21 protein-coding genes are annotated in these 22,924 nt (G+C 64.1%); 16 read left to right on the top strand and 5 right to left on the bottom strand.

The window, feature by feature from the left end; all coding sequences use genetic code 11:
• Positions 1 to 5 precede the first annotated feature (5 nt).
• The 4 genes from RTH46_RS21680 to RTH46_RS21665 all read left to right on the top strand — a co-directional run bounded on the left by RTH46_RS21680 (position 6) and on the right by RTH46_RS21665 (position 4,231).
• The gene (locus tag RTH46_RS21680) at positions 6 to 374 is read left to right on the top strand and encodes a hypothetical protein (RefSeq protein WP_153786571.1); all 369 of its coding nucleotides are present in this window, start codon (positions 6 to 8) and stop codon (positions 372 to 374) included.
• A gap of 240 nt (positions 375 to 614) precedes the next feature.
• Entirely contained in the window at positions 615 to 1,298 is a 684-nt protein-coding gene (locus tag RTH46_RS21675) for a response regulator transcription factor (RefSeq protein ID WP_110994018.1), read from the top strand.
• Complete coding sequence (locus tag RTH46_RS21670; protein ID WP_316906579.1) at positions 1,295 to 2,617, top strand: ATP-binding protein; 1,323 nt, start codon at positions 1,295 to 1,297, stop codon at positions 2,615 to 2,617. The genes RTH46_RS21675 and RTH46_RS21670 overlap by 4 nt, the downstream gene beginning before the upstream one ends.
• Before the next feature lie 213 nt (positions 2,618 to 2,830).
• Positions 2,831 to 4,231, top strand: a complete 1,401-nt coding sequence (locus RTH46_RS21665) for an aspartate aminotransferase family protein (RefSeq protein WP_316906578.1) — start codon at positions 2,831 to 2,833, stop codon at positions 4,229 to 4,231.
• A gap of 49 nt (positions 4,232 to 4,280) precedes the next feature.
• On the opposite strand, the gene RTH46_RS21660 is transcribed toward RTH46_RS21665, so the two are convergent.
• A complete protein-coding gene (locus tag RTH46_RS21660; RefSeq protein WP_153786575.1) occupies positions 4,281 to 5,213 on the bottom strand; it encodes a siderophore-interacting protein in 933 nt (310 codons plus the stop codon).
• Between the two features lie 122 nt (positions 5,214 to 5,335).
• Here RTH46_RS21660 and RTH46_RS21655 point away from each other — a divergent pair, with 122 nt between their 5' ends.
• Positions 5,336 to 6,958: a twin-arginine translocation signal domain-containing protein gene (locus RTH46_RS21655; protein ID WP_153786576.1), complete on the top strand. Its 1,623-nt coding sequence runs from the start codon at positions 5,336 to 5,338 to the stop codon at positions 6,956 to 6,958.
• Positions 6,959 to 7,094: 136 nt separating this feature from the next.
• Here the strand turns inward: RTH46_RS21655 and RTH46_RS21650 are convergent, their stop codons facing one another.
• The 3 genes from RTH46_RS21650 to RTH46_RS21640 are packed head-to-tail and all read right to left on the bottom strand — an operon-like array spanning position 7,095 to position 11,661.
• The gene (locus tag RTH46_RS21650; protein WP_153786577.1) at positions 7,095 to 8,516 is read right to left on the bottom strand and encodes an efflux transporter outer membrane subunit; all 1,422 of its coding nucleotides are present in this window, start codon (positions 8,514 to 8,516) and stop codon (positions 7,095 to 7,097) included.
• A gap of 3 nt (positions 8,517 to 8,519) precedes the next feature.
• Entirely contained in the window at positions 8,520 to 10,484 is a 1,965-nt protein-coding gene (locus tag RTH46_RS21645; protein ID WP_316906577.1) for a MacB family efflux pump subunit, read from the bottom strand.
• Between the two features lies 1 nt (position 10,485).
• Positions 10,486 to 11,661 carry an efflux RND transporter periplasmic adaptor subunit gene (locus RTH46_RS21640; protein WP_125859471.1) on the bottom strand — a complete coding sequence of 392 codons (1,176 nt, stop codon included), beginning with the start codon at positions 11,659 to 11,661 and terminating at the stop codon, positions 10,486 to 10,488.
• A gap of 218 nt (positions 11,662 to 11,879) precedes the next feature.
• Between RTH46_RS21640 and RTH46_RS21635 the strand changes: the two genes are divergently transcribed.
• The 5 genes from RTH46_RS21635 (at position 11,880) to RTH46_RS21615 (ending at position 15,192) form a co-directional block, all read left to right on the top strand.
• The gene (locus RTH46_RS21635) at positions 11,880 to 12,356 is read left to right on the top strand and encodes a sigma-70 family RNA polymerase sigma factor (RefSeq protein WP_153786579.1); all 477 of its coding nucleotides are present in this window, start codon (positions 11,880 to 11,882) and stop codon (positions 12,354 to 12,356) included.
• A 168-nt stretch (positions 12,357 to 12,524) separates the two neighbouring features.
• Positions 12,525 to 13,010: a histidine kinase gene (locus RTH46_RS21630; RefSeq protein ID WP_153786580.1), complete on the top strand. Its 486-nt coding sequence runs from the start codon at positions 12,525 to 12,527 to the stop codon at positions 13,008 to 13,010.
• 61 nt (positions 13,011 to 13,071) lie between these two features.
• Positions 13,072 to 14,397: an MFS transporter gene (locus RTH46_RS21625; protein WP_153786581.1), complete on the top strand. Its 1,326-nt coding sequence runs from the start codon at positions 13,072 to 13,074 to the stop codon at positions 14,395 to 14,397.
• 94 nt (positions 14,398 to 14,491) lie between these two features.
• Complete coding sequence (locus RTH46_RS21620; protein ID WP_153786582.1) at positions 14,492 to 14,788, top strand: type II toxin-antitoxin system MqsR family toxin; 297 nt, start codon at positions 14,492 to 14,494, stop codon at positions 14,786 to 14,788.
• Between the two features lie 2 nt (positions 14,789 to 14,790).
• Positions 14,791 to 15,192, top strand: coding sequence for a type II toxin-antitoxin system MqsA family antitoxin (locus RTH46_RS21615; protein ID WP_279846947.1), 402 nt, complete (start codon positions 14,791 to 14,793; stop codon positions 15,190 to 15,192).
• Between the two features lie 59 nt (positions 15,193 to 15,251).
• On the opposite strand, the gene RTH46_RS21610 is transcribed toward RTH46_RS21615, so the two are convergent.
• A complete protein-coding gene (locus RTH46_RS21610) occupies positions 15,252 to 16,934 on the bottom strand; it encodes an electron transfer flavoprotein-ubiquinone oxidoreductase (RefSeq protein WP_153786584.1) in 1,683 nt (560 codons plus the stop codon).
• A 527-nt stretch (positions 16,935 to 17,461) separates the two neighbouring features.
• Here RTH46_RS21610 and RTH46_RS21605 point away from each other — a divergent pair.
• The 6 genes from RTH46_RS21605 (at position 17,462) to RTH46_RS21580 (ending at position 22,864) form a co-directional block, all read left to right on the top strand.
• A complete protein-coding gene (locus tag RTH46_RS21605; protein WP_153786585.1) occupies positions 17,462 to 18,211 on the top strand; it encodes an electron transfer flavoprotein subunit beta/FixA family protein in 750 nt (249 codons plus the stop codon).
• Complete coding sequence (locus RTH46_RS21600) at positions 18,212 to 19,141, top strand: electron transfer flavoprotein subunit alpha/FixB family protein (protein WP_153786586.1); 930 nt, start codon at positions 18,212 to 18,214, stop codon at positions 19,139 to 19,141. It begins immediately after the preceding gene.
• An 82-nt stretch (positions 19,142 to 19,223) separates the two neighbouring features.
• Complete coding sequence (locus RTH46_RS21595; protein WP_316906576.1) at positions 19,224 to 20,045, top strand: substrate-binding periplasmic protein; 822 nt, start codon at positions 19,224 to 19,226, stop codon at positions 20,043 to 20,045.
• Between the two features lie 9 nt (positions 20,046 to 20,054).
• Positions 20,055 to 20,408, top strand: coding sequence for a DUF4398 domain-containing protein (locus tag RTH46_RS21590; protein ID WP_316906575.1), 354 nt, complete (start codon positions 20,055 to 20,057; stop codon positions 20,406 to 20,408).
• A complete protein-coding gene (locus tag RTH46_RS21585; RefSeq protein WP_153786589.1) occupies positions 20,405 to 21,214 on the top strand; it encodes an OmpA family protein in 810 nt (269 codons plus the stop codon). The genes RTH46_RS21590 and RTH46_RS21585 overlap by 4 nt, the downstream gene beginning before the upstream one ends.
• A gap of 207 nt (positions 21,215 to 21,421) precedes the next feature.
• Positions 21,422 to 22,864 carry a PLP-dependent aminotransferase family protein gene (locus RTH46_RS21580; RefSeq protein ID WP_153786590.1) on the top strand — a complete coding sequence of 481 codons (1,443 nt, stop codon included), beginning with the start codon at positions 21,422 to 21,424 and terminating at the stop codon, positions 22,862 to 22,864.
• Positions 22,865 to 22,924 lie beyond the last annotated feature (60 nt).

Here is a 22,924-nt window from a genome sequence, read left to right as displayed (position 1 = left end):
TTTATATGAATTATTATGAAGAGCCTTTGCTTTCAGATATTTACCTCGAAGATAGCTACGTATTGGCCATTGATGAAGGGGTGAATTCGCTGGTCTTTGAGTTAGAGGCTGTGCTTACTGAAAAGCACTCGAAATATGAGAAGCCTCAAGAGGGGGAATATTATTGCTATCGAAGGGTTTCGTTACGCTTTCTAAATGTAGGCGCTTTTGAGTGGCTAGATAGAAGGTTTTTAGTTTTTTCAGACTCGTCCGGTGAGTCTGATTATGGAAATATAGACAAATTTAATGGTGGGGATGGCTGGTATGCTTTGTCAGGCGATTGGGGGGCGGTTGTTATTAGAGGAGGAGATATAGAGGTCGTTATTACCGGTTAGCTGGTGCGAAAGCCGCAGGTGAGCTATAGATAATGCAGTGCATAATGCCGGCAGATATGCTGGATTGAAACTAGATCTCAAAGCAACTGAATCAGTAAATAATGCTGTCGGCAGTCTGCGAACGACGTGGCCGCTCCCGAGGAATTATGTTACTAACATTCACTCAGCCCCCTCCCTCATAATCCCCCCTTAATCACCATCCTGTGCAATACCCGCTTCCCCACCCCAGGAGCCCCCACCATGCACGTTCTACTCTGCGAGGACGACGACCTGATCGCCAGCGGCATCTGCGCCGGGCTCACGGCCCAGGGCTTCACCGTCGACCGGGTGGGCAATGCGTCACAGGCGCGGCAGATGCTGCAGGCTGCGCAGTTCGATGTGATGATCCTCGACCTAGGCCTGCCCGACGAGGACGGCCTGAAGCTGCTGCGCCGCCTGCGCCAGCAGGGCGAGGCGCTGCCGGTGCTGGTGCTGACCGCGCGGGACGCGGTCAGCGACCGGGTCGACGGGCTGCAGGCCGGCGCCGACGACTACCTGCTCAAGCCGTTCGACCTGCGCGAACTGGCGGCTCGCCTGCACACCCTGGTGCGGCGGGTGGCGGGGCGGGCGGTGAACGTGATTGAGCATGGCCCGCTGTGTTATGACCCGAGCAGTTGCATGGCCACCCTGGCCGGGCAACCGGTCGACTTGTCGCGGCGCGAGCAGGCACTGTTGCAGGCACTGTTGCAGAACCCTGGGCGGGTGCTGTCCAGCGAACAGCTCAAGGATTGCGTCTACGGCTTCAGCGACGAGGTCGAGAGCAATGCCTTGAACGTGCATATCCACCACCTGCGACGCAAATTGGGCAATGGCATCGTCGAGACGGTGCGCGGGCTGGGCTATCGGTTGGGGCCGGCGCAGGCGCCGGAGGGAGCTTCGTCATGAGCTTGCGGGTGCGGCTGTCGCTAATTCTTGGCAGCGTGTTCATCATCATCTGGGCGTTGGCGGCAGCGTGGATGCTGCGCGACCTGCGTCAGCAGATGATGTTTTCCCTCGACCAACGCCTGGTGGCCTCGGCACGCATGGTCGCCGGGCTCATCGACCAGTTGCCGCAGCCGCTGGCGGTCAAGGGCGAGGATGCGCATTTTGCCGCCGACCAGCTGAGCGTGCCGGACGGCATGGCCTGCCAGGTCAGTTCGCTGCGCGGTGAGGTGCTGGCCAGCAACCACAAGCACGACGGGGCGATGGACGATCAGCGCAGCGGCTTCCGTAACCAGACCATTGAAGGCGCCTCCTGGCGCACCTTCACCTACAACCACGGCGATGTGCGAATCACCACGGCTGACCGCCACCAGGAGCGCGAGGCGCTGAACCAGTCGATCCTGCTGGCCGCCTCGGCGCCGGTGCTGATGGCCTTGCTGGGTAGTCTGGGGCTGCTGTGGATCGGCTTGGGCAAAGGCCTGGAACCGCTCAACCGCATGCGCGACGCGTTGCGCAGGCGGCGCGCTGACAGTGTCGAGCCGTTGCAGGTGGCGGGCCTGCCCAGCGAACTGCAGCCGTTGCTCGACACTCAGAACCAGTTGTTCCTGCGCATCGCCCAGACTCTCGAGCGCGAGCGGCGCCTGACCGACGATGCCGCTCACGAGCTGCGCAGCCCGCTGACCGCGATCAAGACCCACCTGCAAGTGGCCCGCATGACCGACGGCGCGGTACGCGAGCAGGCGCTGGAGCACGCTGAGCAGGGCGCCGACCGTATGCACCGCACGCTGGAACAACTGCTGATGCTGGCCCGGGTCGAGGGCAGCCTGTCGTTCGACGACGGCGTGCAGTGCAGCGCCGAGCAGGTGGCCTTGCAAGCGGTCCAGGATGCAGGCGGCGGTGATAACCGGCGCATCCTGCTGCGTTTGCCCCAGGAGGCGGCCAAGGTCTACCTCGGCATGCCGGCGCCCTTGGCGGTGGCGGCGCTGCGTAACCTGCTGGACAACGCCCTGCGTCACGGTGGCGATGCGGCGGTGGAGCTGGAAGTGCAGACGCAGGATGGGCAGGTGGGTTTCATGGTGCGCGACCATGGCCCAGGGATTGCCCAGGAAGACCTCGAGCACCTCACCGAACGCTTCTGGCGCAACAGCCAGAGTGGTGGATGCGGCCTGGGCCTGGCGATTGTCCAGGCCATTGCCCAGCGTTGCGCGGGCAGCCTGCGTTTCGACAGCCAGGCTGATGGGTTGCGGGTGTGGTTGAAGGTGCCGGCGCGCTCGGCCAGCTGAGCGGCGTTGGCTTCATCGCCGGCAAGCCGGCTCCCACAATGAACTTGCAAGGCCGCTCCTACACTGGAATCAGAGCGGCATTGCCACAACAAATCCCACGGCAAGCGCTAAATCCGTCCCTCGCCCAAGCGTTTTCCAAGCGATAACAACCCGACACACATCCGGTTACAGGGGCGTGGCGGGCACATTCGCTTGCTTGCGAGGGTTTTTCCGATGTCGACCGCTTCCAGCCTTGCTCAGGTCCTGCCGGCCAACGCGCCGCAGGCCCTGTATGAATTCAACGACTCGCCGCTGCTGCTGCGCCAACAGCAGCAGGAGTCCAACGCGCGCAGCTACCCGCGGCGCATCCCGCTGGCGCTCAAGCGCGCCCGTGGCCTTTTCGTCGAGGACGTCGAGGGCCGCCAGTTCATCGACTGCCTGGCCGGCGCCGGCACCCTGGCGCTGGGGCACAACCATCCGGTGGTGACCGAGGCGATCCAACGTGTGCTGGCCGATGAGCTGCCGCTGCACACCCTGGACCTGACCACCCCGGTCAAGGACCGTTTCGTCCAGGACCTGTTCGGGGTGCTGCCCGAGGCGCTGCGCAGCGAGGCGAAGATCCAGTTCTGCGGCCCGACCGGTACCGATGCGGTGGAAGCTGCATTGAAGCTGGTGCGTACCGCCACCGGGCGCAGCACGGTGCTGGCGTTCCAGGGGGCCTACCACGGCATGACCCAGGGCGCGCTGAGCCTCATGGGCAGCCTGGGGCCGAAAAAGCCGCTGGGCGCACTGCTCAACAATGGCGTGCAGTTCCTGCCATACCATTATGACTACCGTTGCCCGTTCGGCCTGGGCGGCGAGGCGGGCGTGCGCGCCAACCTGCATTACCTGGAAAACCTGTTGAATGATCCCGAGGCCGGCGTTGCGCTGCCTGCGGCGGTGATCGTCGAGGTGGTGCAGGGCGAAGGCGGCGTGATCCCGGCGGACATCGAGTGGCTGCGTGGCCTGCGCCGTATCACCGAGCAGGCCGGAGTGGCGCTGATCGTCGATGAGATCCAGAGCGGCTTTGCCCGTACCGGGCGGATGTTTGCCTTCGAGCATGCCGGCATCGTCCCGGATGTGGTCACGCTGTCGAAAGCCATCGGTGGCAGCCTGCCGCTGGCGGTGATGGTCTACCGTGACTGGCTCGACCAGTGGTTGCCGGGCGCGCATGCCGGCACCTTCCGCGGCAACCAGATGGCCATGGCCGCAGGCTCGGCGGTAATCAACTACCTGGTCGAGCACCGTCTGTGCGAGCACGCCGAGGCCATGGGCCAACGCCTGCGTGGCCACCTGCAACGCCTGCAGCAGGATTATCCGCAGCTGGGCGACATTCGTGGTCGTGGCTTGATGCTGGGGGTGGAGCTTGTGGACCCGGCCGGCAAACTCGATGCCCAGGGCCATCCGCCGGCCTGTCGCACCCTGGCGCCGAAGGTGCAGCGTGAATGCCTGCGCCGTGGGTTGATCCTCGAGCTGGGCGGGCGACATGGCGCGGTGGTGCGCTTCCTGCCGCCGTTGATCATCAGCGCCGAGCAGATCGACGAAGTGGCGGGGCGGTTTGCCGAAGCGGTGCGGGCGGCGGTTGCTGCACGTTGAAGTGAACCATGAAAACCACTGGGGCCGCGTAATGCGGCCCCAGTGGTTTTCAGTCCAGTACCCGCCCGGCGCGCCAGTAGCCCATCAGCGTCAGGCTTTCGCGTGGCAGGCCGCGCGTCTTGATCAGGTGTCGGCGGATATCCATCACCGCTCCTGATTCACCGGCGATCCAGGCATGGAAACCATTGCTCTCGCCACTGGCCAGTTCCCAGAGCAGCTGTGTGTCGATGTCAACGTCCTCCAGCGTGCCCGACACTGTGCTGCGCGCAGCGGGCAGGCTGGCCAGCTCCTGTACGGCGTGACGCATGGCCTGGCCGTGCTCGCTGCGCAGCAGGTCGCGGGGCAGCCAGTGCAGGCGAGTCGCCGGGCTGTGGCGCAGGGGCAGGCAGTCGTCTTCCAGGGGCACTTCGATGAAGGCTTCGACCGCCAGCTCGGGGGCAGTATCGGCCAGCTGTTCGAGGATACCGGCGATGGCCGGCAGTGCGGTTTCGTCGCCCACCAGCAAAATGTGCCGGGCGTTGTGCGGAGGCTTCCATTCATAGCCGCCTGGGTCGCCGGCATAGGCCAGGTTGGGGGCGACCATCTGCAGGCGGTCGCCGATGCTGGCGGTGGTCGCCCAGGCCGACGCCGGGCCGTTCACCCCATGCAGGACGAAGTCCACATCCACTTCACAGGTTTCTCGGCGCAGGGCGCGAATGGTGTAGGTGCGCATCGGCGGCGTGTCCTGCGGCGCCAGGTGGCGGCGCGCCTGTTGCCACTGGCCGTCCTTGGGCAGGTTGGGCGCAGCGCCCGCAGGGGTGGGGAAGAACAGTTTGATGCGCTGGTCGGGGGCCAGGGTGGTCATCTGGGCCACGTCAGGGCCGCTGAAGACGAAGCGGCACAGCGAGGGGCTCAGGGCCACGATGGCCTTGAGCTCGATGTCGAAGATCCGGTAGGCAGTGGCCTTGCTGGGGCGGATCAGGCGGGCAAGCAGGGAGGTCATGGGGGTACCTCTGGCAACGGGAGATACTCAACAGACGAGCGCCTTGGCCGCTAAATTTACCCGGCCGAGATCCGTCCTAGCTTGGATAGAAGCCGCGGCACGCGGAGACGGATTGAGGCGCAATGACAATTTCTCGACGAGGATTCATCGCAGGCCTGGCGGTAGCGGGCGCTGCCGGCACGGCGGCCTATTACGCGCACAAGGAGCTGACCCACGATCCACAGGACGATGTGGTCACGCCGGGCGAGGCCAGCGTCGAGCTGGCCGACGCTGCCGGGCAGGTGCTGGCAGACTTGCTGCGTGGGGTCTGGGACATCCGCTTTGCCGGCGCCGATGGCGGCCTTGACGGCCTGCCCAAGGAAGGGGTGGAGATGTTCCTCGATGTCGCCACCAAGGGTCGCGGGTTACGGGGTTTCGTCGATACCGGCGAGCGCCTGCGTGGCGACGGCGAGGCGGCCTACCGGGTGCTTGGCGACCTGGTGGGTGCCAGCAGCGGCCAGGTGCGCTGGCGCTTGATCGGCCAGCACGGCGGCCCGGGCTATGAATGCGTGGCCAGCCTCGATGAGGTGTGGGGCACCTTTGCCAATGCCGGCCCAGGCACCCTCAGTGGCCGCATCCAGCGCCTGGACCGCCCGCTGACGCTGCCGTTGCAGGACAGCCGCTTCGTCGCGGTCAAGCGCCCATTCCCCGAAGCGCGCGAGCGCCTGCCCTACACCGCGCAGATGCAGGATTGGGTGATCGGCGCCGAGCATCGGCTGTTCCACCAGCTCTGGCACGCGACCCGCGATCAGTGGCACAAGCTGCCCGTGGAGAAGCACAACGCGCTGCGTGGCCTGGGCTGGCAGCCCGGCCCGCGCGACCGCGAGCGCGATGCCCGTGGCCCGCGCAAGCACCGCAATGGTTCAGGCATCGACTTCTTGTTCATGCATCGGCACATGCTGATGCATGCCCGCACCCTGCAGGACCTGCCGTCCTGGCAGCGTTTCCCGCTGCCGCAACCGAGCGTGGAGTTCGACCGCGCAGGCTTTGCCCGCTACCACGACAACCACGACGGCCACCGCGTGCCGCCCAGTTGGCAGGCGCCCGAGGACGAGGCCTACGGCCAGTGGGTGGCGGCGATCAAGGCGGGTGAAACGTTCTGCAGCAACTTCCAGGTGTGGGAGTCGCAATACCAGGACCCGCAGTACCTGTCGAAGCTATCGCTGGGGGCCTTCGGCTCCGAGCTTGAGATGAATCTGCACGACTGGTTGCACATGTGCTGGGCGTCGGTGCCGCGTGACCCGATCAACAGCGCGCCGGTGCCCTTCGCCCGCGACCCTGCGGACTTCGCCGCGCGCTGGTTCGAGCGTGAAAACGATTTTCTCGGTGACCCGTTCTCGTCCCACGTCAACCCGGTGTTCTGGGCCTTCCATGGCTGGATCGACGACCGCATCGACGACTGGTTCCGCGCCCACGAGCGCTATCACCCTGGCCAGGTTCGGCGCCAGCAGGTCAATGGTGTGGCCTGGTTCGCCCCTGGCCGTTGGGTGGAGGTCGATGACCCGTGGCTGGGGCCGGATACCCATGGCTGCAGCACCGAGCCGGGCACGCGCCCGGGCAAGTCGGTGGAGATGGATGTGGAGGTCATGAAGCTGGCGTTGCGCATCACCTTCGGTGAGGACGACAAGATCGACGGGTTGCTGCGCAAGGTGCCGCAACGGCCCTGGTATGCGCGGCACCTGTCGATGAAGAACATCGCGACTTGATGTGTAGGAGCGGCCTTGTGCCGCGATAGGGCTGTGCAGCAGCCCCGGCGATTTGTGCGGTTACGCTGAAATCCTGGGGCCGCTACGCGGCCCTATCGCGGCACAAGGCCGCTTCTACAGGGGGGCGGCGCTGTCTTTATGGCCGAGTTTCGGCCAACGCCTGCGGCGCCTGCCAACCCCCACCCAACGCCTTGTACAACGCCACGCTGCCCTGCAGCCGTGCGAGGTACAGTTGCGCCTGCTCATCCTGGGCCAGGTACAGGGTGCGCTGGGTTTCCAGCACACTCAGCAAGGTTTCGGCACCGGCGGCATAACGCTGCTGGGCGAGGTCGAAGGCGATGCGCGCCTGCTGCACTTCCTGGTCTTGCCACTGGCGCTGGCGCTCCACGCCATTGATGGCGTTGAGGGCTTTCTCGACATCGGAAAAACCGGCCAGGATGCTGCTGCGGTACGCCTCCAGTAGTTCCTGCTGCTCGGCGCTGGCCAGCTCGCGCTGGGCGCGCAGGCGGCCGTTGTTGAAGATGGGCGCGGTAAGGCCGGCGGTGAGGGTGTAGTAGGGGCTGTCGAAAATGTTGGCAAAGGTCCTGGAACCACTGCCAAGGTTGGCGCCCAGGACCAGGCGCGGCAGCATGGCAGCCCTGGCTACCTGCACGTCGGCGCTGGCGGCGGCCAGGCGGGCTTCGGCAGCGGCGATGTCCGGGCGTCGGCTCAGCAGTTCGCTGGGCACGCCGCTGCCGATCACCGGCCAGCGCAGCGCGCCAATCACCTCGTTGCCACCGGGCAGTGCCTGCACCGGGTCACCCAGCAGGGTGGCCAGGGTGATGCGGTTGTCCTGGCGGCGCTGTTCGAGCAACGGCAACTGGCGTTCCTGGGCGGCCACCAGGCTGCGTTGCTGGGCCAGTTCCAGACGGGTGGCGGAGCCGGCGCGCTCGCGGCTCTCGACCAGGCCGAGCACGTCGCGGGCGTTGTCGAGGTTGAGGCGGGCGATGCGCAGTTGTTCATCCAGGGCCAGGCCCTGCAGGTAGCTGTCGGCCACGGCGCTGACCAGGGTCAGTTCGACGGTCTGGCGCTCGAAGCGACTGGCGTCCAGGCTGCGCAGGGCGCTGTCACGGGCGGCGCGCAGGCCACCCCAGAAGTCGATCTCGTAGCTGGCGCTCAAGCGTGTACCGAACGAGGTGCTGGTGCGTTCGCTGCTGCTGGCGTCGAGCTGGTCGTTGCCGTCACCGCGCAGCAGGCGCTGGCGGCTGGCATCCAGGCCCAGTTGCAGCTCCGGCAGCAAGGGGGCGCCGGCGATCACCGCGCTGGCCTGGGCCTGGCGCACCCGGGCGGTGGCGGCGGCGAGGTCGTAGCTGTTTTGCCGTGCGCGTTCGATCAACTGGTCAAGCACAGGGCTTGCGAAGGCGCTCCACCAGTGGCTGTCCGGCCAGGGTTGCGTCGTTTCGCTGGCGCCTTGCCAGGCGGGGGGGGCGTCGATACCCGACGCCGGTGGCGGCGGGGTGCTGCAGGCGGCCAGGAACAGGCTCAGGGTCAACAGGCTGATGCGGCTGGGGATCGTCATGGATTATTCGCTGGTAAGGGCTTTGACCGGGTCTAGGCGGGCGGCCTTGCGGGCCGGCATGAAGCCGAACACCACGCCGGTCACCACGGCGCAGGCGAAGGCACCGATGATCGCGGGCAGGGCGAAGGCCACGGCGATATTGGCCAGCAGCAGACTGCCGCCGATGGCCAGGGCGAGGATGATGCCGGTGACGCCACCGACCATCGACAGCATCACCGCTTCGGTGAGGAACTGGCGCAGGATGTCGCGCTGGCGGGCGCCGGTGGCCATGCGGATGCCGATCTCGCGGGTGCGTTCGCGCACGGTCATGAGCATGATGTTCATCACGCCGATGCCTCCGACCAGCAGGGAAATCGCGGCGATCGCCCCGAGCATCAGCGACAGGCTGTTCTGGGTGCGCGCCTCGGCCTGGATCAGCGCGGCGTCGTTGGTCAGCTCGAAATCATGCTTGCCTTGGTGGCGCTGGCGCAGCAGGTGCTCGATCGCCTGTTCGGTCTCGTGTACGCGCCTGGAGTCCTGGGCGGCGATGGCGATGTATTCGGGGTCGCCGCTGCCGAACAGGCGGATGGCGGCGGCCGAGTAGGGCACCACGATGCGTTCGTCGCTGTCCTCGCTGCCGGAGCTGGCGCCCTTGGCGAGCAGCACGCCGATCACCTGGAACGGCACGTTGCCGATCAGCAGGTATTGGCCGAGCGGGTTGCTCTGCTCGCCGAACATCTTGTTGCGGACCTTCTGCCCGATCACCGCCACGGCGGCGCCACTGGCTTCGTCGGCCTCGCTGTAGAAGCTGCCTTCGACCACCGGCCAATTGAAGATCTCGGGGAACCAGGTGTTGTTGCCGCCCACATAGAACTGCTGGCTGTTGTTGCCCTGGCGCACCATCAGCTTGTCGCCGATCACCGGCATGACGTGTTTCACCTGGGGCAGCTCGGCGATGGCGGCCACATCGTCGAGGGTGACGATGCCTGCGGGCTCGCGCTCGGTCGTACGTTTGCCGTTGAGGTAGAGGATGTTCGAGCCGAAGGCGGCCATCTGTGCCATCACCTGGCGTTTGCTGCCTTCGCCGACCGCCAGCATGACCACCACCGAAGCCACGCCGATGACGATGCCGAGCAGGGTGAGCGCGGTGCGAAAACGGTTGACCCACATCACCCGCCAGGCGGCCTGCAGCGACTCGATCATTTCGCCTTTCCAGGCGCCTTTATGGCTGGCGCCGCTGTCCAGGCGTTGGCGCAGGTCGTCGGCCTGCAGGTGGCGGGCGGGGGCGTCGGCGGGTTGTTCTGTGGCCGAGTCGCTGACCACCTGGCCGTCGCGTACCTCGATCACCCGTTGGGCGCGGGCGGCGACTTCGCGGTCGTGGGTGATCAGGATGATCACGTGGCCCTGGCTGGCCAGTTCGTCGAGCAGGGCCATCACTTCGGCGCCGCTGTGGCTGTCCAGGGCGCCGGTGGGTTCGTCGGCGAGGATGATATGGCCGCCGTTCATCAACGCCCGGGCGATAGACACGCGTTGTTGCTGCCCGCCGGAGAGCTGGTGCGGGCGGTTGCCGGTGCGGCTGGCCAGGCCCAGGCGTTCGAGCAGGGCATGGGCCCGCGCATGGCGTTCGGCCGGCGGCGTGCCGGCATAGATGGCCGGCATTTCGACGTTTTCCTGGGCCGAACCCGAAGGGATCAGGTGATAGCCCTGGAACACGAAGCCGAACGCCTCGCGGCGCAGCCAGGCCAGTTCGTCGCTGTCCAGCTCGGCGACGTTGCGGCCGGCGAAGCGGTAGCTGCCGGAAGTCGGGCGGTCGAGACAGCCGAGGATGTTCATCAGGGTCGACTTGCCGGAGCCCGAAGCGCCGACGATGGCGACGAACTCGCCGGGGTGGATGCTCAGGCTGATGCCGCGCAGCACCTCGACCTTCGGTGAGTCGATGCCGCCGTAGGCCTTGTAGATGTCGCTCAATTCGATCAGGGGCGTGCTCATCTCAACCTCCGCTGGTCGGCGAGCCGATCACCAGGCGTTCGCCTTCGTGCAGGCCGTCGAGGATTTGCACGCGCAGGCGGTCGCTCAGGCCGATGCGTACCTGGCGCGCCTCGACCTTGCCGTCGGCCTTGAGTACCTGGGCCAGGCGCAGGCCGTCGTCAGGCGTGTCTTCAAGTGCAGCCAGCGGGGCGCTGAGTACCTGGCTGGCCTGGCCGGCGACGAAGAACACCTGGGTGGTCATCTCGGCCATCAGGGCGCCGTCGGGGTTGTCGACGTCGAGCAGCACGGTGTACTGCACCACCTTGCTGCCGGTGGTGCCGGCCGTGGCGCTGGCCGGGCTGCCGCCGCCCTGGGCGCTCTGATCCAGCGGCTTGGGCGGGATCGGCAGGATCTGGCGCACGGTGCTGGCCCAGCGGCGTTTGCCGCCTGCCAGGGTGGTGAAGTAGGCGGTCATGCCGGGTTTGACCTTGCCGATGTCGGCTTCGGATACCTGGGCCCAGACGGTCATCGGCGACAGTTTGGCGATGCGCAGGATCAGCGGGGTCTGTTGCTGGGCATTGAGGGTCTGGCCTTCGCGGGCGTCCACGGCCACCACGGTGCCGCTCATGGGGGCATAGATGCGCGTGTAGCCAAGTTCCGCCTCGTCGCTGCGCAGGCTGGCCTGGGCCTGGAGGATCTGGGCCTGGTACATGTCGATGCGTGCCTGGGTCACTTTCAGCTGCGCCTGGGCGGTTTGCAGGTCTTCCTGGCGGCTGGCGCCGGCGGCGGCCAGGTCGCGCTGACGTTGGTGCTGCTGCTGGGCCAGCAGGTACTGGGCGCGTTGCTCGGCGAGTTGCGCCTTGAGGTTTTCGATGGAGTAGCGGCCGGCGTCGAGCTTGGCCTTTTGCGTGGAGGGGTCGATCTCCACCAGCAACTGGCCTTCGCGAACTTCATCGCCGGCCTCAACATGCAGCTTGCGGATCTGCCCGGACGCCTGGGCACCGACGTCGACATAGCGGCGCGGTTGCAGGGTGCCGAGGGCAGTGACGCTGCTTTCGATATCGGCGCGGGTCACCGGCACGGTGCTGACCGGCGCACCGCCCAGGGGCAGGGTGGTCCAGGCCAGCAGGCTGCCCAGGCCAAGCAGGCCCAGGGCTGCAATAAGCAGACGGCGACGGGGGGCGGTTGTGCGTGTCATGCGGGCTTCCAGCCGAAGGGAGTGGCCGGGCGCGGCCATGCACGGCGCGCTCGGGGGTCCCAGTTAAACGAACCTGCGGCATGCCGATTTAACCGGGCTAAAGGCCAGCATCCATGTTGCTGAGAATAATTATAATTTGTAAGATCGTTCGCTTACTTCACTCCTACCCGCTGCCCATGCCATGTCAGCGTTTGCGCAGGGAAAGGCCAGGTACCGTCGTGGAACACTACTATCGCGAATTGGTGAGCTTTCTCTCGGCACGCCTGGGCAATCGCCAGGCGGCGGAAGATGTGGCCCATGACGCCTACCTGCGGGTGCTGGAGCGTACTGAGGGCGAGCAGATCGAGCACCCGCGGGCGTTTTTGTACCGCACCGCGCTGAACCTGGTGGTCGACCGCCACCGGCGCCACCTGGTGCGCCAGGCCGAGCCTTTGGAGGTGCTCGACAGCGACGAGCGTTGGCATAGCCCGGCACTGACCCAAAGCATGCAGCAGGACCAGCGCCTGGCCTTGATGCAGCAAGCCCTGGATGAGTTGAGCGTGGTGTGCCGTGACTGTTTCCTGTTGCGCAAGCTCGATGGCCTGTCGCACCCGCAGATTGCCGAGCGCCTGGGGATTTCCCGCAGCCTGGTGGAGAAGCACATCGTCAATGCCATGAAGCATTGTCGCTTGCGCATGCGTCAGTGGGAGTCGTGAATACTTTGTGAAGTGCAGGTGAAAATTTCCTGTGCTGGCAACTTGATTTCCAGTTGTTTCAAGACAACTATCAATAAAGACCCGATCAGGCGGCCTGCCTGACGTTTGCCTGTTCTGGCGCAGTACGGTCATGGAGCCCATTCATCACCTTGCGGCCAGGTGCAGACGATGCCCAACAAATCCCTGCGCATCCTCATCGCTGACGAACACCCCGACCAGCGTCTGCAGCTGGAGCGGCTGCTCAATGGCCTGGGGTATTACCGCATCGCCCCGGTGGAGAGCTTCGACGATCTGCAGCGTCTGGTGCACAGTGCCCTGCTGCCGTTCAACCTGCTGGTCGGCAACATCGAACTGGCCAGCCATGCGGGCGTCGACCTGGCGCGCTTCTGCCGGGTCAGTGCGCAGATCCAGCACGCCTTGTTGTATCACTCGCAGCAACTGAAGGTGCCTGCCGTGCCGCAGAGCGAGCGTCAGGCGGTGAGCATCAGCCTGCCAAGGGTGCCTGATTGCGAGGCGTTGGGGTCGTTCATGGCGATCATCGACCTGCCGGTGGTGATCGGACAGGTACCCTTGCCGGCCAGCCTTTGCGGCGCAGCCGGTTACGGCAAGCAGCGCATGAATTTCGGCCAGACCGTTTTCAGCCGCAGTTCCTGACTCGGCCCGGGTTATCGGCATTTGCTATCCTCTTGGCCTTTTGCCGATCTGCGGACCTGCCATGACTGCCATCGATAACGCCCGCGTACCCGGCTTCAGCCGCGGCGACCACCGGACCCTGGGCCTGGCGGCGCTGGGCGGCGCCCTGGAAATCTACGATTTCATCATCTTCGTGTTTTTTGCGCTGACCCTCAGCCAGCTGTTTTTCCCGCCCGAGATGCCAGAGTGGTTGCGTTTGCTGCAAAGCTTCGGGATTTTCGTCACCGGGTACCTGGCGCGGCCTTTGGGCGGCATTCTCATGGCGCATTTCGCCGACCACCTGGGGCGCAAGCGGGTGTTCAGCCTGAGCATCCTGATGATGGCATTGCCGTGCCTGTTGATCGGTGTGATGCCGACCTACGCCGACATCGGCTACGCCGCGCCGCTGATCCTGTTGGCCCTGCGCATCCTGCAAGGGGCTGCGGTGGGAGGCGAGGTGCCGAGTGCCTGGACCTTCGTGGCCGAGCATGCACCAGCAGGGCGGCGAGGCTATGCGCTGGGCTTTCTTCAGGCGGGGCTGACCTTTGGCTATCTGCTTGGCGCGCTGACCGCGACGCTGCTGGCGCAGCTCTATACCGCCCAGGAAATACTCGATTACGCCTGGCGCTTCCCGTTCCTGCTGGGCGGCGTGTTCGGCGTGATCGGTGTGTGGCTGCGCCGCTGGCTGAGCGAGACGCCGGTGTTTCTCGCCCTGCGCGAACAGCGGCAGCAGCCGGTGGCCTTCCCGCTGCGCAGTGTGCTTGGCGAGCATCGCCGGGCGCTGATTCCAGCGGCGTTGCTGACCTGCGTGCTCACCTCGGCAGTGGTGGTGCTGGTGGTCATCACGCCGACGGTGATGCAGCAGCGTTTCGGCATGACGGCCGGGCACACCTTTGCCTTGAGCAGCGTGGGCATCGTCTTTCTCAACATTGGTTGCGTGCTGGCCGGGTTGCTGGTCGATCGCATCGGTGCCTGGCGTGCATTGATGATCTACAGCCTGGCGCTGCCGCTGGGGATCGGCGCGCTGTACGCAAGCCTGGTGGGGCAGTGGGGCATGACCTGGCTGGCCTACGCGCTGGCCGGGTTGTCCTGCGGGGTGGTGGGGGTGGTGCCGTCGGTGATGGTCGGGCTGTTCCCGGCACAGATCCGGGTGTCGGGGATTTCGTTCACCTACAACATCGCCTATGCCCTGTGGGCCAGTACCACACCGTTGGCGTTGATTGCGCTGATGCCGTGGAGCCCGTGGGTGTGTGTCGGCTTTTGTCTGATCATGGGCATGGTCGGGGTGCTGACGTCGCTGTATTTCGGGCGTCGTGAGCCGTTGGCATTCGGCGCGGAGCCCATGCCCATCATGTGTGGTGACAAATGAGCCGACACCGGCTGGTGGGTGGTTAGGCAGACTTTCGGGTGGTGGCTATTGGGAATCCCTATTAGCTAAATTTAACCTGAAAGGTTAATTTCTCATGGAAAAGAGAATGCCGCATTGTCCGCTGGAGCGGGTAAAAGCGCTGGTTGCTGTGCAGCGGGTCAGTCCGACTTCTGCTGCACTAAGAGGTGCCAGGTCGCTGGGCCTGGATTTCCCAGGAATGCTCGAAGTGATCAGCAGTCTGGAACGTACTGATTTTTACAAAAGCATGACCTGCTATACGGAACACCGCGTCTGGCAGGACGTATACCGTCCGCTCACGGCAGTCGGCTACGTTTACCTGAAATTGTCAGTGGTCGATGACGTGCTCATCGTGTCCTTCAAGGAGCTGTAATCATGAGATGCCCGATCTGCGGTGGTGCGGAGCTTGCGCCAGATACTCAGGACATGCCCTATCGCTACAAAGGAGAGTTGACTCTGATCCAGGGTGTCAGTGGCGATTACTGCTCTGCCTGTGGTGAGGCGGTGCTGAGCCACGACGAAGCCATGCGTGTCAGTGAGCAGATGTCGGCCTTTGAGCGTCGGGTCAATACCGCCCTGGTCGATCCAGCTTTCATCAGCGCCGTGCGTAAGAAATTCGACCTCGACCAGCGTGAGGCAGGTGAAATTTTCGGTGGTGGGGTCAACGCCTTTTCCCGCTACGAAAATGGTAAAACCACGCCGCCAGTGGCGTTGATCAAGCTGTTCAAGCTGCTCGATCGCCACCCCGAGCTGTTCGAGGAAGTCAGGACCGCCTGATACGAAAAAGCCCCCTGACCTTGCGGCCAGGGGGCTTTTCATTGCTGCGAGGGCAGGCCTTACATGTTCGGGTAGGTCGGCCCGCCGGCGCCTTCAGGGGTGACCCAGGTGATGTTCTGGGCCGGGTCCTTGATGTCGCAGGTCTTGCAGTGCACGCAGTTCTGCGCGTTGATCTGGAAGCGCTTGCTGCCGTCTTCCTGGGTAATCACCTCATACACGCCGGCCGGGCAGTAACGCTGCGCCGGTTCGTCGTACAGCGGCAGGTTGCTGGCGATCGGAATGTTCGGGTCGGCCAGCTTCAGGTGGCAGGGTTGTTCCTCTTCATGGTTGGTGCTGGAGAGGAATACCGAGCTGAGCTTGTCGAAGCTGAGCTTGCCGTCTGGTTTTGGGTAGTCGATCTTCTGCGAGTCGGCGGCCAGCTTCAGGCAGGCATAGTCCGGCTTGGTGTCGTGCAGGGTGAACGGCAGCTTGCCGCCGAACCAGTTCTGGTCCACATAGTTGAACGCGCCACCGAGCAGCGGGCCGAACTTGTGCAGCGCCGGGCCGAAGTTGCGGCTGGCGAACAGTTCTTCATGCAGCCAGCTGGCCTTGAACGCGCTGACATAGCCGTTGAGCTGGTCGCCGCCTTCGCTGCCGGCGATCAATGCATCGGCTACCGCTTCGGCGGCGAGCATGCCGGACTTCATCGCGGTGTGGCTGCCCTTGATCTTGGAGAAGTTCAGGGTGCCCAGGTCGCAGCCGATCAGCGCGCCGCCGTTGAAGACCATTTTCGGCAGCGAGTTCAGGCCGCCTTTGCAGATGGCGCGGGCGCCGTAGCTGATGCGCTTGCCGCCTTCGAGGTACTGGGCCATCACCGGATGGTGCTTAAGGCGCTGGAACTCGTCGAACGGCGAGAGGTACGGGTTGGCGTAGGACAGGTCGACGATCAGGCCAACCACCACCTGGTTGTTTTCCAGGTGATAGAGGAACGAGCCGCCAGTGTTCTCGGCGCTCACCACATCCAGCGGCCAGCCAGCGGTGTGCACCACCAGGCCTTGCTCGTGCTTGGCCGGGTCGACTTCCCAGATTTCCTTGAGGCCGATGCCGTAGTGCTGCACGTCGGATTCGTTGTCCAGGTCGAAGCGCTTGATCAGCTGCTTGCCGATATGGCCACGGCAGCCTTCGGCGAACAGGGTGTACTTGGCGCGCAGCTCCATGCCCGGGGTGTACAGGCCTTCTTTCGGGTTGCCTTCGCGGTCGACACCGAGGTCACCGGTGATGATGCCGCGCACCACACCGTTGTCGTCGAACAGTGCTTCCTGGGCGGCGAAGCCCGGATAAATTTCGACGCCCAGGTTCTCGGCCTGCTGGGCCAGCCAGCGGCACAGGTTGCCCAGGGAGATGATGTAGTTGCCCTGGTTGTGCATGGTCTTGGGCACGAACAGGTCGGGGACCTTGGTCGAGCTGTCGGCACTTTTCAGCACATAGATGTCGTCGCGCTTCACTTCGGTGTTCAGCGGCGCGCCGAGCTCTTTCCAGTCGGGGAACAGTTCGTTCAGGGCGCGCGGCTCGAATACCGCGCCAGAGAGGATGTGGGCGCCGACTTCGGAGCCTTTCTCGACCACGCAGACGCTGATCTCGCTACCGGCTTCGGCGGCCTTCTGCTTCAGGCGGCAGGCGGCGGACAGGCCTGCCGGGCCGGCGCCGACGATGACCACGTCGAATTCCATGTATTCGCGTTCCACTGGTTCTCTCCTACTCATCAAGGCTCGTGCTGTTGCTTGGTCTTATTGGGTGCTGGGCGGTCATGCGTAGCGGCTGGTGCTGTAGCTGCTGGAATGACGGACTACACCGTTTTGTCTTGGCCGCGCATTATATCTACACCACTTGGCGGGTCCAATACAAACGTTTGTTTGAATTTGCCGGAGCCCAGTAAAATCACTGGTACGCGGCTGAAGGCTGGCCAATTTGGCGTATTGACCGGATGGGGTGTTACGGTCAAGATACGAGCGCTTTTACGCTCGCCGTAGGCTGACCGTCGGGCGCAGGTGCACCCCTAAAGACCAGGCGTGGAGCAGGGTTTACGGGCCGAATCAGGTTTTGTAGTGGAGTCTACACGCCACGACAGAAAATGACCCGCGGGTTTTACCCTTGAGGGTCGAAACAGGACTGATCGGTCATCTGAATTCTGCCGGCTCCGGAACGTTTTTAGAGGTGCCCTTGTACCCACGCGCATTCGCCGGGCAGCCCCCAGGCGACATTCTTTTCACCGGAGAGTAACGAGGAATCCATGAAGGTTCTTGTAGCTGTCAAACGAGTGGTCGACTACAACGTCAAGGTTCGCGTCAAGGCGGACAACTCCGGCGTCGACCTTGCAAACGTCAAGATGTCCATGAACCCCTTCTGCGAAATCGCCGTGGAAGAAGCCGTTCGCCTGAAAGAAAAAGGCGTGGCGAGCGAGATCGTCGTCGTTTCCGTCGGCCCGACCACGGCCCAGGAGCAACTGCGTACCGCTCTGGCCCTGGGTGCCGACCGCGCCATTCTGGTCGAAGTTGCCGATGAGCTGAACTCCCTGGCCGTGGCCAAGGCGCTCAAGGCCGTTGTCGATAAAGAGCAGCCACAGCTGGTCATCCTCGGCAAGCAGGCGATCGACAGCGACAACAACCAGACCGGCCAGATGCTGGCTGCGCTGACTGGCTACGCCCAAGGCACCTTCGCCTCCAAGGTGGAGCTGGCCGGCGACAAGGTCAACGTCACCCGTGAAATCGACGGCGGCCTGCAGACCGTTGCGCTGAATCTGCCAGCGATCGTCACCACCGACCTGCGTCTGAACGAGCCGCGCTACGCGTCGCTGCCGAACATCATGAAGGCCAAGAAGAAGCCGCTGGAGACCGTTACTCCAGACGCGCTGGGCGTGTCCATCGCCTCCACCACCAAAACCCTGAAAGTCGAAGCGCCTGCTGCCCGCAGCGCTGGCATCAAGGTCAAGTCGGTGGCCGAACTGGTCGAGAAGCTGAAGAACGAAGCGAAGGTAATCTAAATGACTATCCTGGTTGTCGCTGAACACGAAAACGGTGCCGTAGCCCCGGCCACCCTGAACACCGTTGCCGCCGCTGCCAAGATCGGTGGTGATATCCACGTGCTGGTCGCAGGCGCAAACGTCGGTGGCGTTGCCGAATCTGCCGCCAAGATCGCCGGTGTTGCCAAGGTACTGGTTGCCGACAATGCCGCCTACGCCCACGCCCTGCCGGAAAACGTCGCGCCGCTGATCGTCGAGCTGGCCAAGGGTTACAGCCACGTGTTGGCTCCGGCCACCACCAACGGCAAGAACATCCTGCCGCGGGTTGCCGCGCTGCTGGACGTCGATCAGATTTCCGAGATCATCTCGGTTGAATCCGCCGACACCTTCAAGCGCCCGATCTACGCCGGTAACGCCATCGCCACCGTGCAATCGAGCGCTGCGGTCAAGGTCATCACCGTGCGTACCACCGGCTTCGACGCCGTGGCCGCTGAAGGCGGTTCGGCTGCTGTCGAAGCAGTCGCCGCCGCTCACGATGCCGGCAAATCGGCCTTCGTCGGCGAAGAGCTGGCCAAATCTGATCGCCCAGAGCTGACCGCTGCCAAGATCGTCGTTTCCGGCGGCCGTGGCATGGGCAACGGTGACAACTTCAAGCACCTGTACAGCCTGGCCGACAAGCTCGGCGCCGCCGTCGGTGCCTCGCGCGCCGCAGTCGACGCAGGCTTTGTGCCTAACGACATGCAGGTCGGCCAGACCGGCAAGATCGTCGCGCCGCAGCTGTACATCGCCGTTGGTATCTCCGGCGCGATCCAGCACCTGGCCGGCATGAAAGACTCGAAAGTGATCGTTGCGATCAACAAGGACGAAGAAGCGCCGATCTTCCAGGTCGCCGACTACGGCCTGGTCGCCGACCTGTTCGAAGCGGTTCCGGAGCTGGAAAAGCTGGTCTGATCCGTCTGCTTCACCTATAAAGAAGCCCGGCCCCTCATGGGGGTCGGGCTTTTTTTGATTTCAAGGTTGTGGGAGAGGTGGCATGGCGTTTCGCGCAAGCAAAGGGATCTTGGCCGGTGTGCTGGTGCTGCTGTCGGCACCGCTGCTGGCAGCCGGCAAGTGTGAACGCCTGGTGGTCACCGGTAGCCCGGATGCGCCGCCTTACTCCTGGCAGGACCCAAGCGACCCCAAGCACCTGATCGGCGCCAATGTCGACCTGTTGCGTCAAGTGGCGGGGGAGTTGGGCGTAAAGGTCGAAGTACTGTACGCCGGCAAGCGCGAGCAGGCACTTGAGGAAGTGCGCAGCGGGCGCATGGACCTGCTGCTCGACACGCCCATGCAGGTTACCCAGCTCACTGCGCTGGATTACATTCATCCCCCTTTGCAGCTTAACGAATACCTGGTGTGGACCCGGCACGACGCGGTGCTGGAGTTCAACGGCCCGGCAGACCTTGCCCGTTACCAGGGCGGCGTGTCGGAGAAGGCGCGCCTGACCCCGGCCTTCGAAGCCTTTACCAAGGCCCAGCTCAAGCTGGTGCCCGCGCAGAACCTGACCCAGGCGTTCCAGAAGCTGGTGCTTGGCCAGGTCGACTATGTGCTTGCAGGGCGCTACGCCGGCATGGCCATGGCCCAGAGTCTGGGGGTGGGCAACGACCTGATCGCCCGCGGCCTGCCAGTGGACCGGCCTGGCCTGTACCTGGCGGTGTCGCACAACTCCGCGTGCAACGACAGCTGGTTGCGCGGACAACTGGCGAAAAAGCTGACAGAATTGCCGATCTCCGGGGCGAGTGAGGCGGTATTGCAGCGCAATGTCGAGCGCTGGAAAGCGCAGATGCAGGCGCCGCTGGACGCCCCTAAACAGTAGGAAGAGTGTGTGAGAAGCCAACCCCTGATTCTTGCCTTGGCCGTGTTTGGCCTGGCCGGGTGTGCCAGTGATCCGGTGCCCCATGAACAACTGCGCCTCACCGAACAGGCGCTGCAGCAGGCCAAGGCGGTCGGCGCCACCGAGCAGGTGCCGGAGTTCAAGCTGGCCGAAGACAAGCTGGCCCGTGCCAAGGCCAATATGGCCAGCGAAAGCTACCGTGATGCGCGCATGCGTGCCGAGCAGGCCGAGCTTGATGCACGCCTGGCCGAGGCCCTCGTGCTGACGCAAAAAAGCGAAGAGCAGTTGCAGCTGTTGCAGGCGCGGGTCAAGCGCCTGCGCAAGCAGCTGGAGGTGCAGCCATGAGCCGCCTCAAGCCAATGGCCGCGCTGACCTTGCTGGCACTGGTCGGGTTGCAGGGGTGTGCCAGCCAGCGCAGCGAATCGGCGCTGGATGACGCCACCGTTGCGTTCCAGAAGGTCAAGGATGACTCAGCTGTACTGCGCAGTGCGCCGCGTGACGTGATCCGCGCCGGTGAGTCGCTGGGTCGGGCAGAGCGCCTGGCCGGCTATATCGGTACTGGCAGCGATGTGCGTCATTACGCCTATCTGAGCCAGCGTTACAGTCAGATCGCTACCGAGCACGCCAAGCTGGCCACGAATCAGGAGCGCTTGACCAAGCTTGATCTCGAGCGCCAGCGCCTGCAGTTGGCCTTGCGTGAGGCCAAGCTGGCCAGCGTTCAGCAGCAGGGCAAGTTCGTCGAGGCGCAGATTGCTGCGTTGGCCTCTGAGCAGACCGACCGAGGCCTGGTGATGACCCTGGGCGATGTGCTGTTCGACACCGGCCAGGCAGAGCTCAAGAGCTCGGCCAGCCGCACCGTGCTCAAGCTGGTGCAGTTCCTCCAGCTCAACCCGCGCCGTGTGGTGCGGATCGAGGGCTACACCGACAGCACCGGCACACCCGAGGACAACCTCAAGCTGTCGCGCGATCGTGCTCAGTCGGTGGCCGACATGCTGGTTGACCTGGGTATCGACGAGAAGCGAATCGAAGTCGAGGGTTATGGCGACCAGTATCCGGTCGAGGCCAACGCCTCGGAGCGGGGCAGGGCGCAAAATCGCCGGGTCGAGATCGTTTTCTCCGATGACAAGGGCAAGCTCGCTCCAGCGCGCTGAGCCAGCTCCCACAGGGTCGCGATGCGGCCCTGTATTCCCTGCGTTCGTCGACGCGCGGCTGTTGTTGTTCATCTTGTAGCTGTCACGCAACTGTATTGTTGACTATCCTGCGATCTGTCCCAGTACACTTTGCAACTGTTACGGTATTCTGGCTCAGCTGTGAGTCGCACAAGAACAACGATCCCGTCCGCGCTTCGAGAACACGCCATGACCAACCTGCTGTTGTACCAGCGCATCGCCCAGCAACTGGCCGATGACATCCGCCGTGGTGTCTATCAGCCTGGTGAGCGGGTGCCTTCGGTGCGCAAGATGAGCGCCCAGCTCAACGTCAGTCATGCCACCGTGCTGCAGGCGTATGCCAATCTCGAGGACCAGGGTCTCATTCGTGCGCGGCCGCAGTCGGGCTACTATGTGCACCAGACGCCGGCCCTTACTGCGCTGACGCCGGATATCGCCCGGGTCGAACGCCCCGGGCTGGTTACTCGCGCCAGCATCATCCAGCAGGTCTTGACCGAAGCGCGGCGCGACGGCGTGTTCCCCTTCGGTGCGGCGGTGCCCCATGTCGATTACCTGCCGGTGCGTGCCCTGCACCAGCAGATCGCCAAGGTGACCCGCTTCCACAGCCCGCGTGCCTTCAGCTACATGTTCAGCCCTGGCTTCGAACCGCTGCGCAGGCAGATTGCCATTCGCATGCGTGATGCCGGCGTGCTGGTTGACCCGCGCGAAGTGGTGGTGACCCATGGTTGTGTCGATGCGTTGCAGATGTCGTTGCGGGTGCTGACGCGCCCGGGTGACCTGATCGCCGCAGAGTCGCCAACTTACTATGGTTTGCTGCAGCTGGCCGATTTGCTGGGGTTGAAGGTGATCGAGATTCCCAGCGATCCCTCCACCGGTATCAGCCTTGAAGCGTTGCAGCTGGCTGCCAATCAGTGGGCGATCAAGGCATTGGTGCTGACTGCGCGCTTGAGCAACCCGTTGGGTGGCACCATCCCCGAAGAGCGGCAGAAGCAACTGCTGCGCCTGGCCTCGGACTTCGATATTCAGATCGTCGAGGATGATATCTATGGCGAGCTGATGTTCGAGCAGGGGCGGACCAAGGCGCTCAAAGCCTTCGATCGCCTCGATCGGGTGATCTACTGTTCGAGCTTCTCAAAGACGCTGTCGCCCGGGGTTCGGGTCGGCTGGATGATCGCCGGCCGTTATCAGGACGAGATCCAGCGCCTGCAGACCTTCACCACTCACTCGGCCTGCAGCGTGACGCAGATGGGGGTGGCGGCCTACCTGGAAAATGGCGGCTACGACCGCCACCTGCGTTACATCCGTCAGGAGTATCGCAAGAACCTCAGTGCCTACCAGTTGGCAGTGCAGCAGCATTTCCCGGAGGGCACGCAGATGACTCGGCCGACAGGCGGTTTTATTCTGTGGGTCAGCCTGCCTGGGCGGGTCAATACGCAAGAGTTGCACGTGCGCGCGCTGGAGCAGGGCATCAGCATTGCGCCGGGGCTGATCTTCAGCAATACCGAGCAATTCAACCACTGCATCCGCCTCAACTGCGGTATTCCATGGAACAAGGAAGCCGAGCGGGCGGTAATGACTCTGGGCTTGCTGGCTCAGCAACTGTGCCGGGAGTCGGCTGGTTCGCTCATGTAGGCTTGTCAGAAGAGCGGGGAACAGGGAGCATACGCGTTTTCCCAGCCTGCTCCCGGTATT

Source organism: Pseudomonas sp. zfem004 (assembly GCF_032621715.1).
GTDB lineage: Bacteria > Pseudomonadota > Gammaproteobacteria > Pseudomonadales > Pseudomonadaceae > Aquipseudomonas > Aquipseudomonas sichuanensis.
Note: the sequence above shows the minus strand (reverse complement) of the source record. Positions and strands in the feature narration are given on the sequence as shown.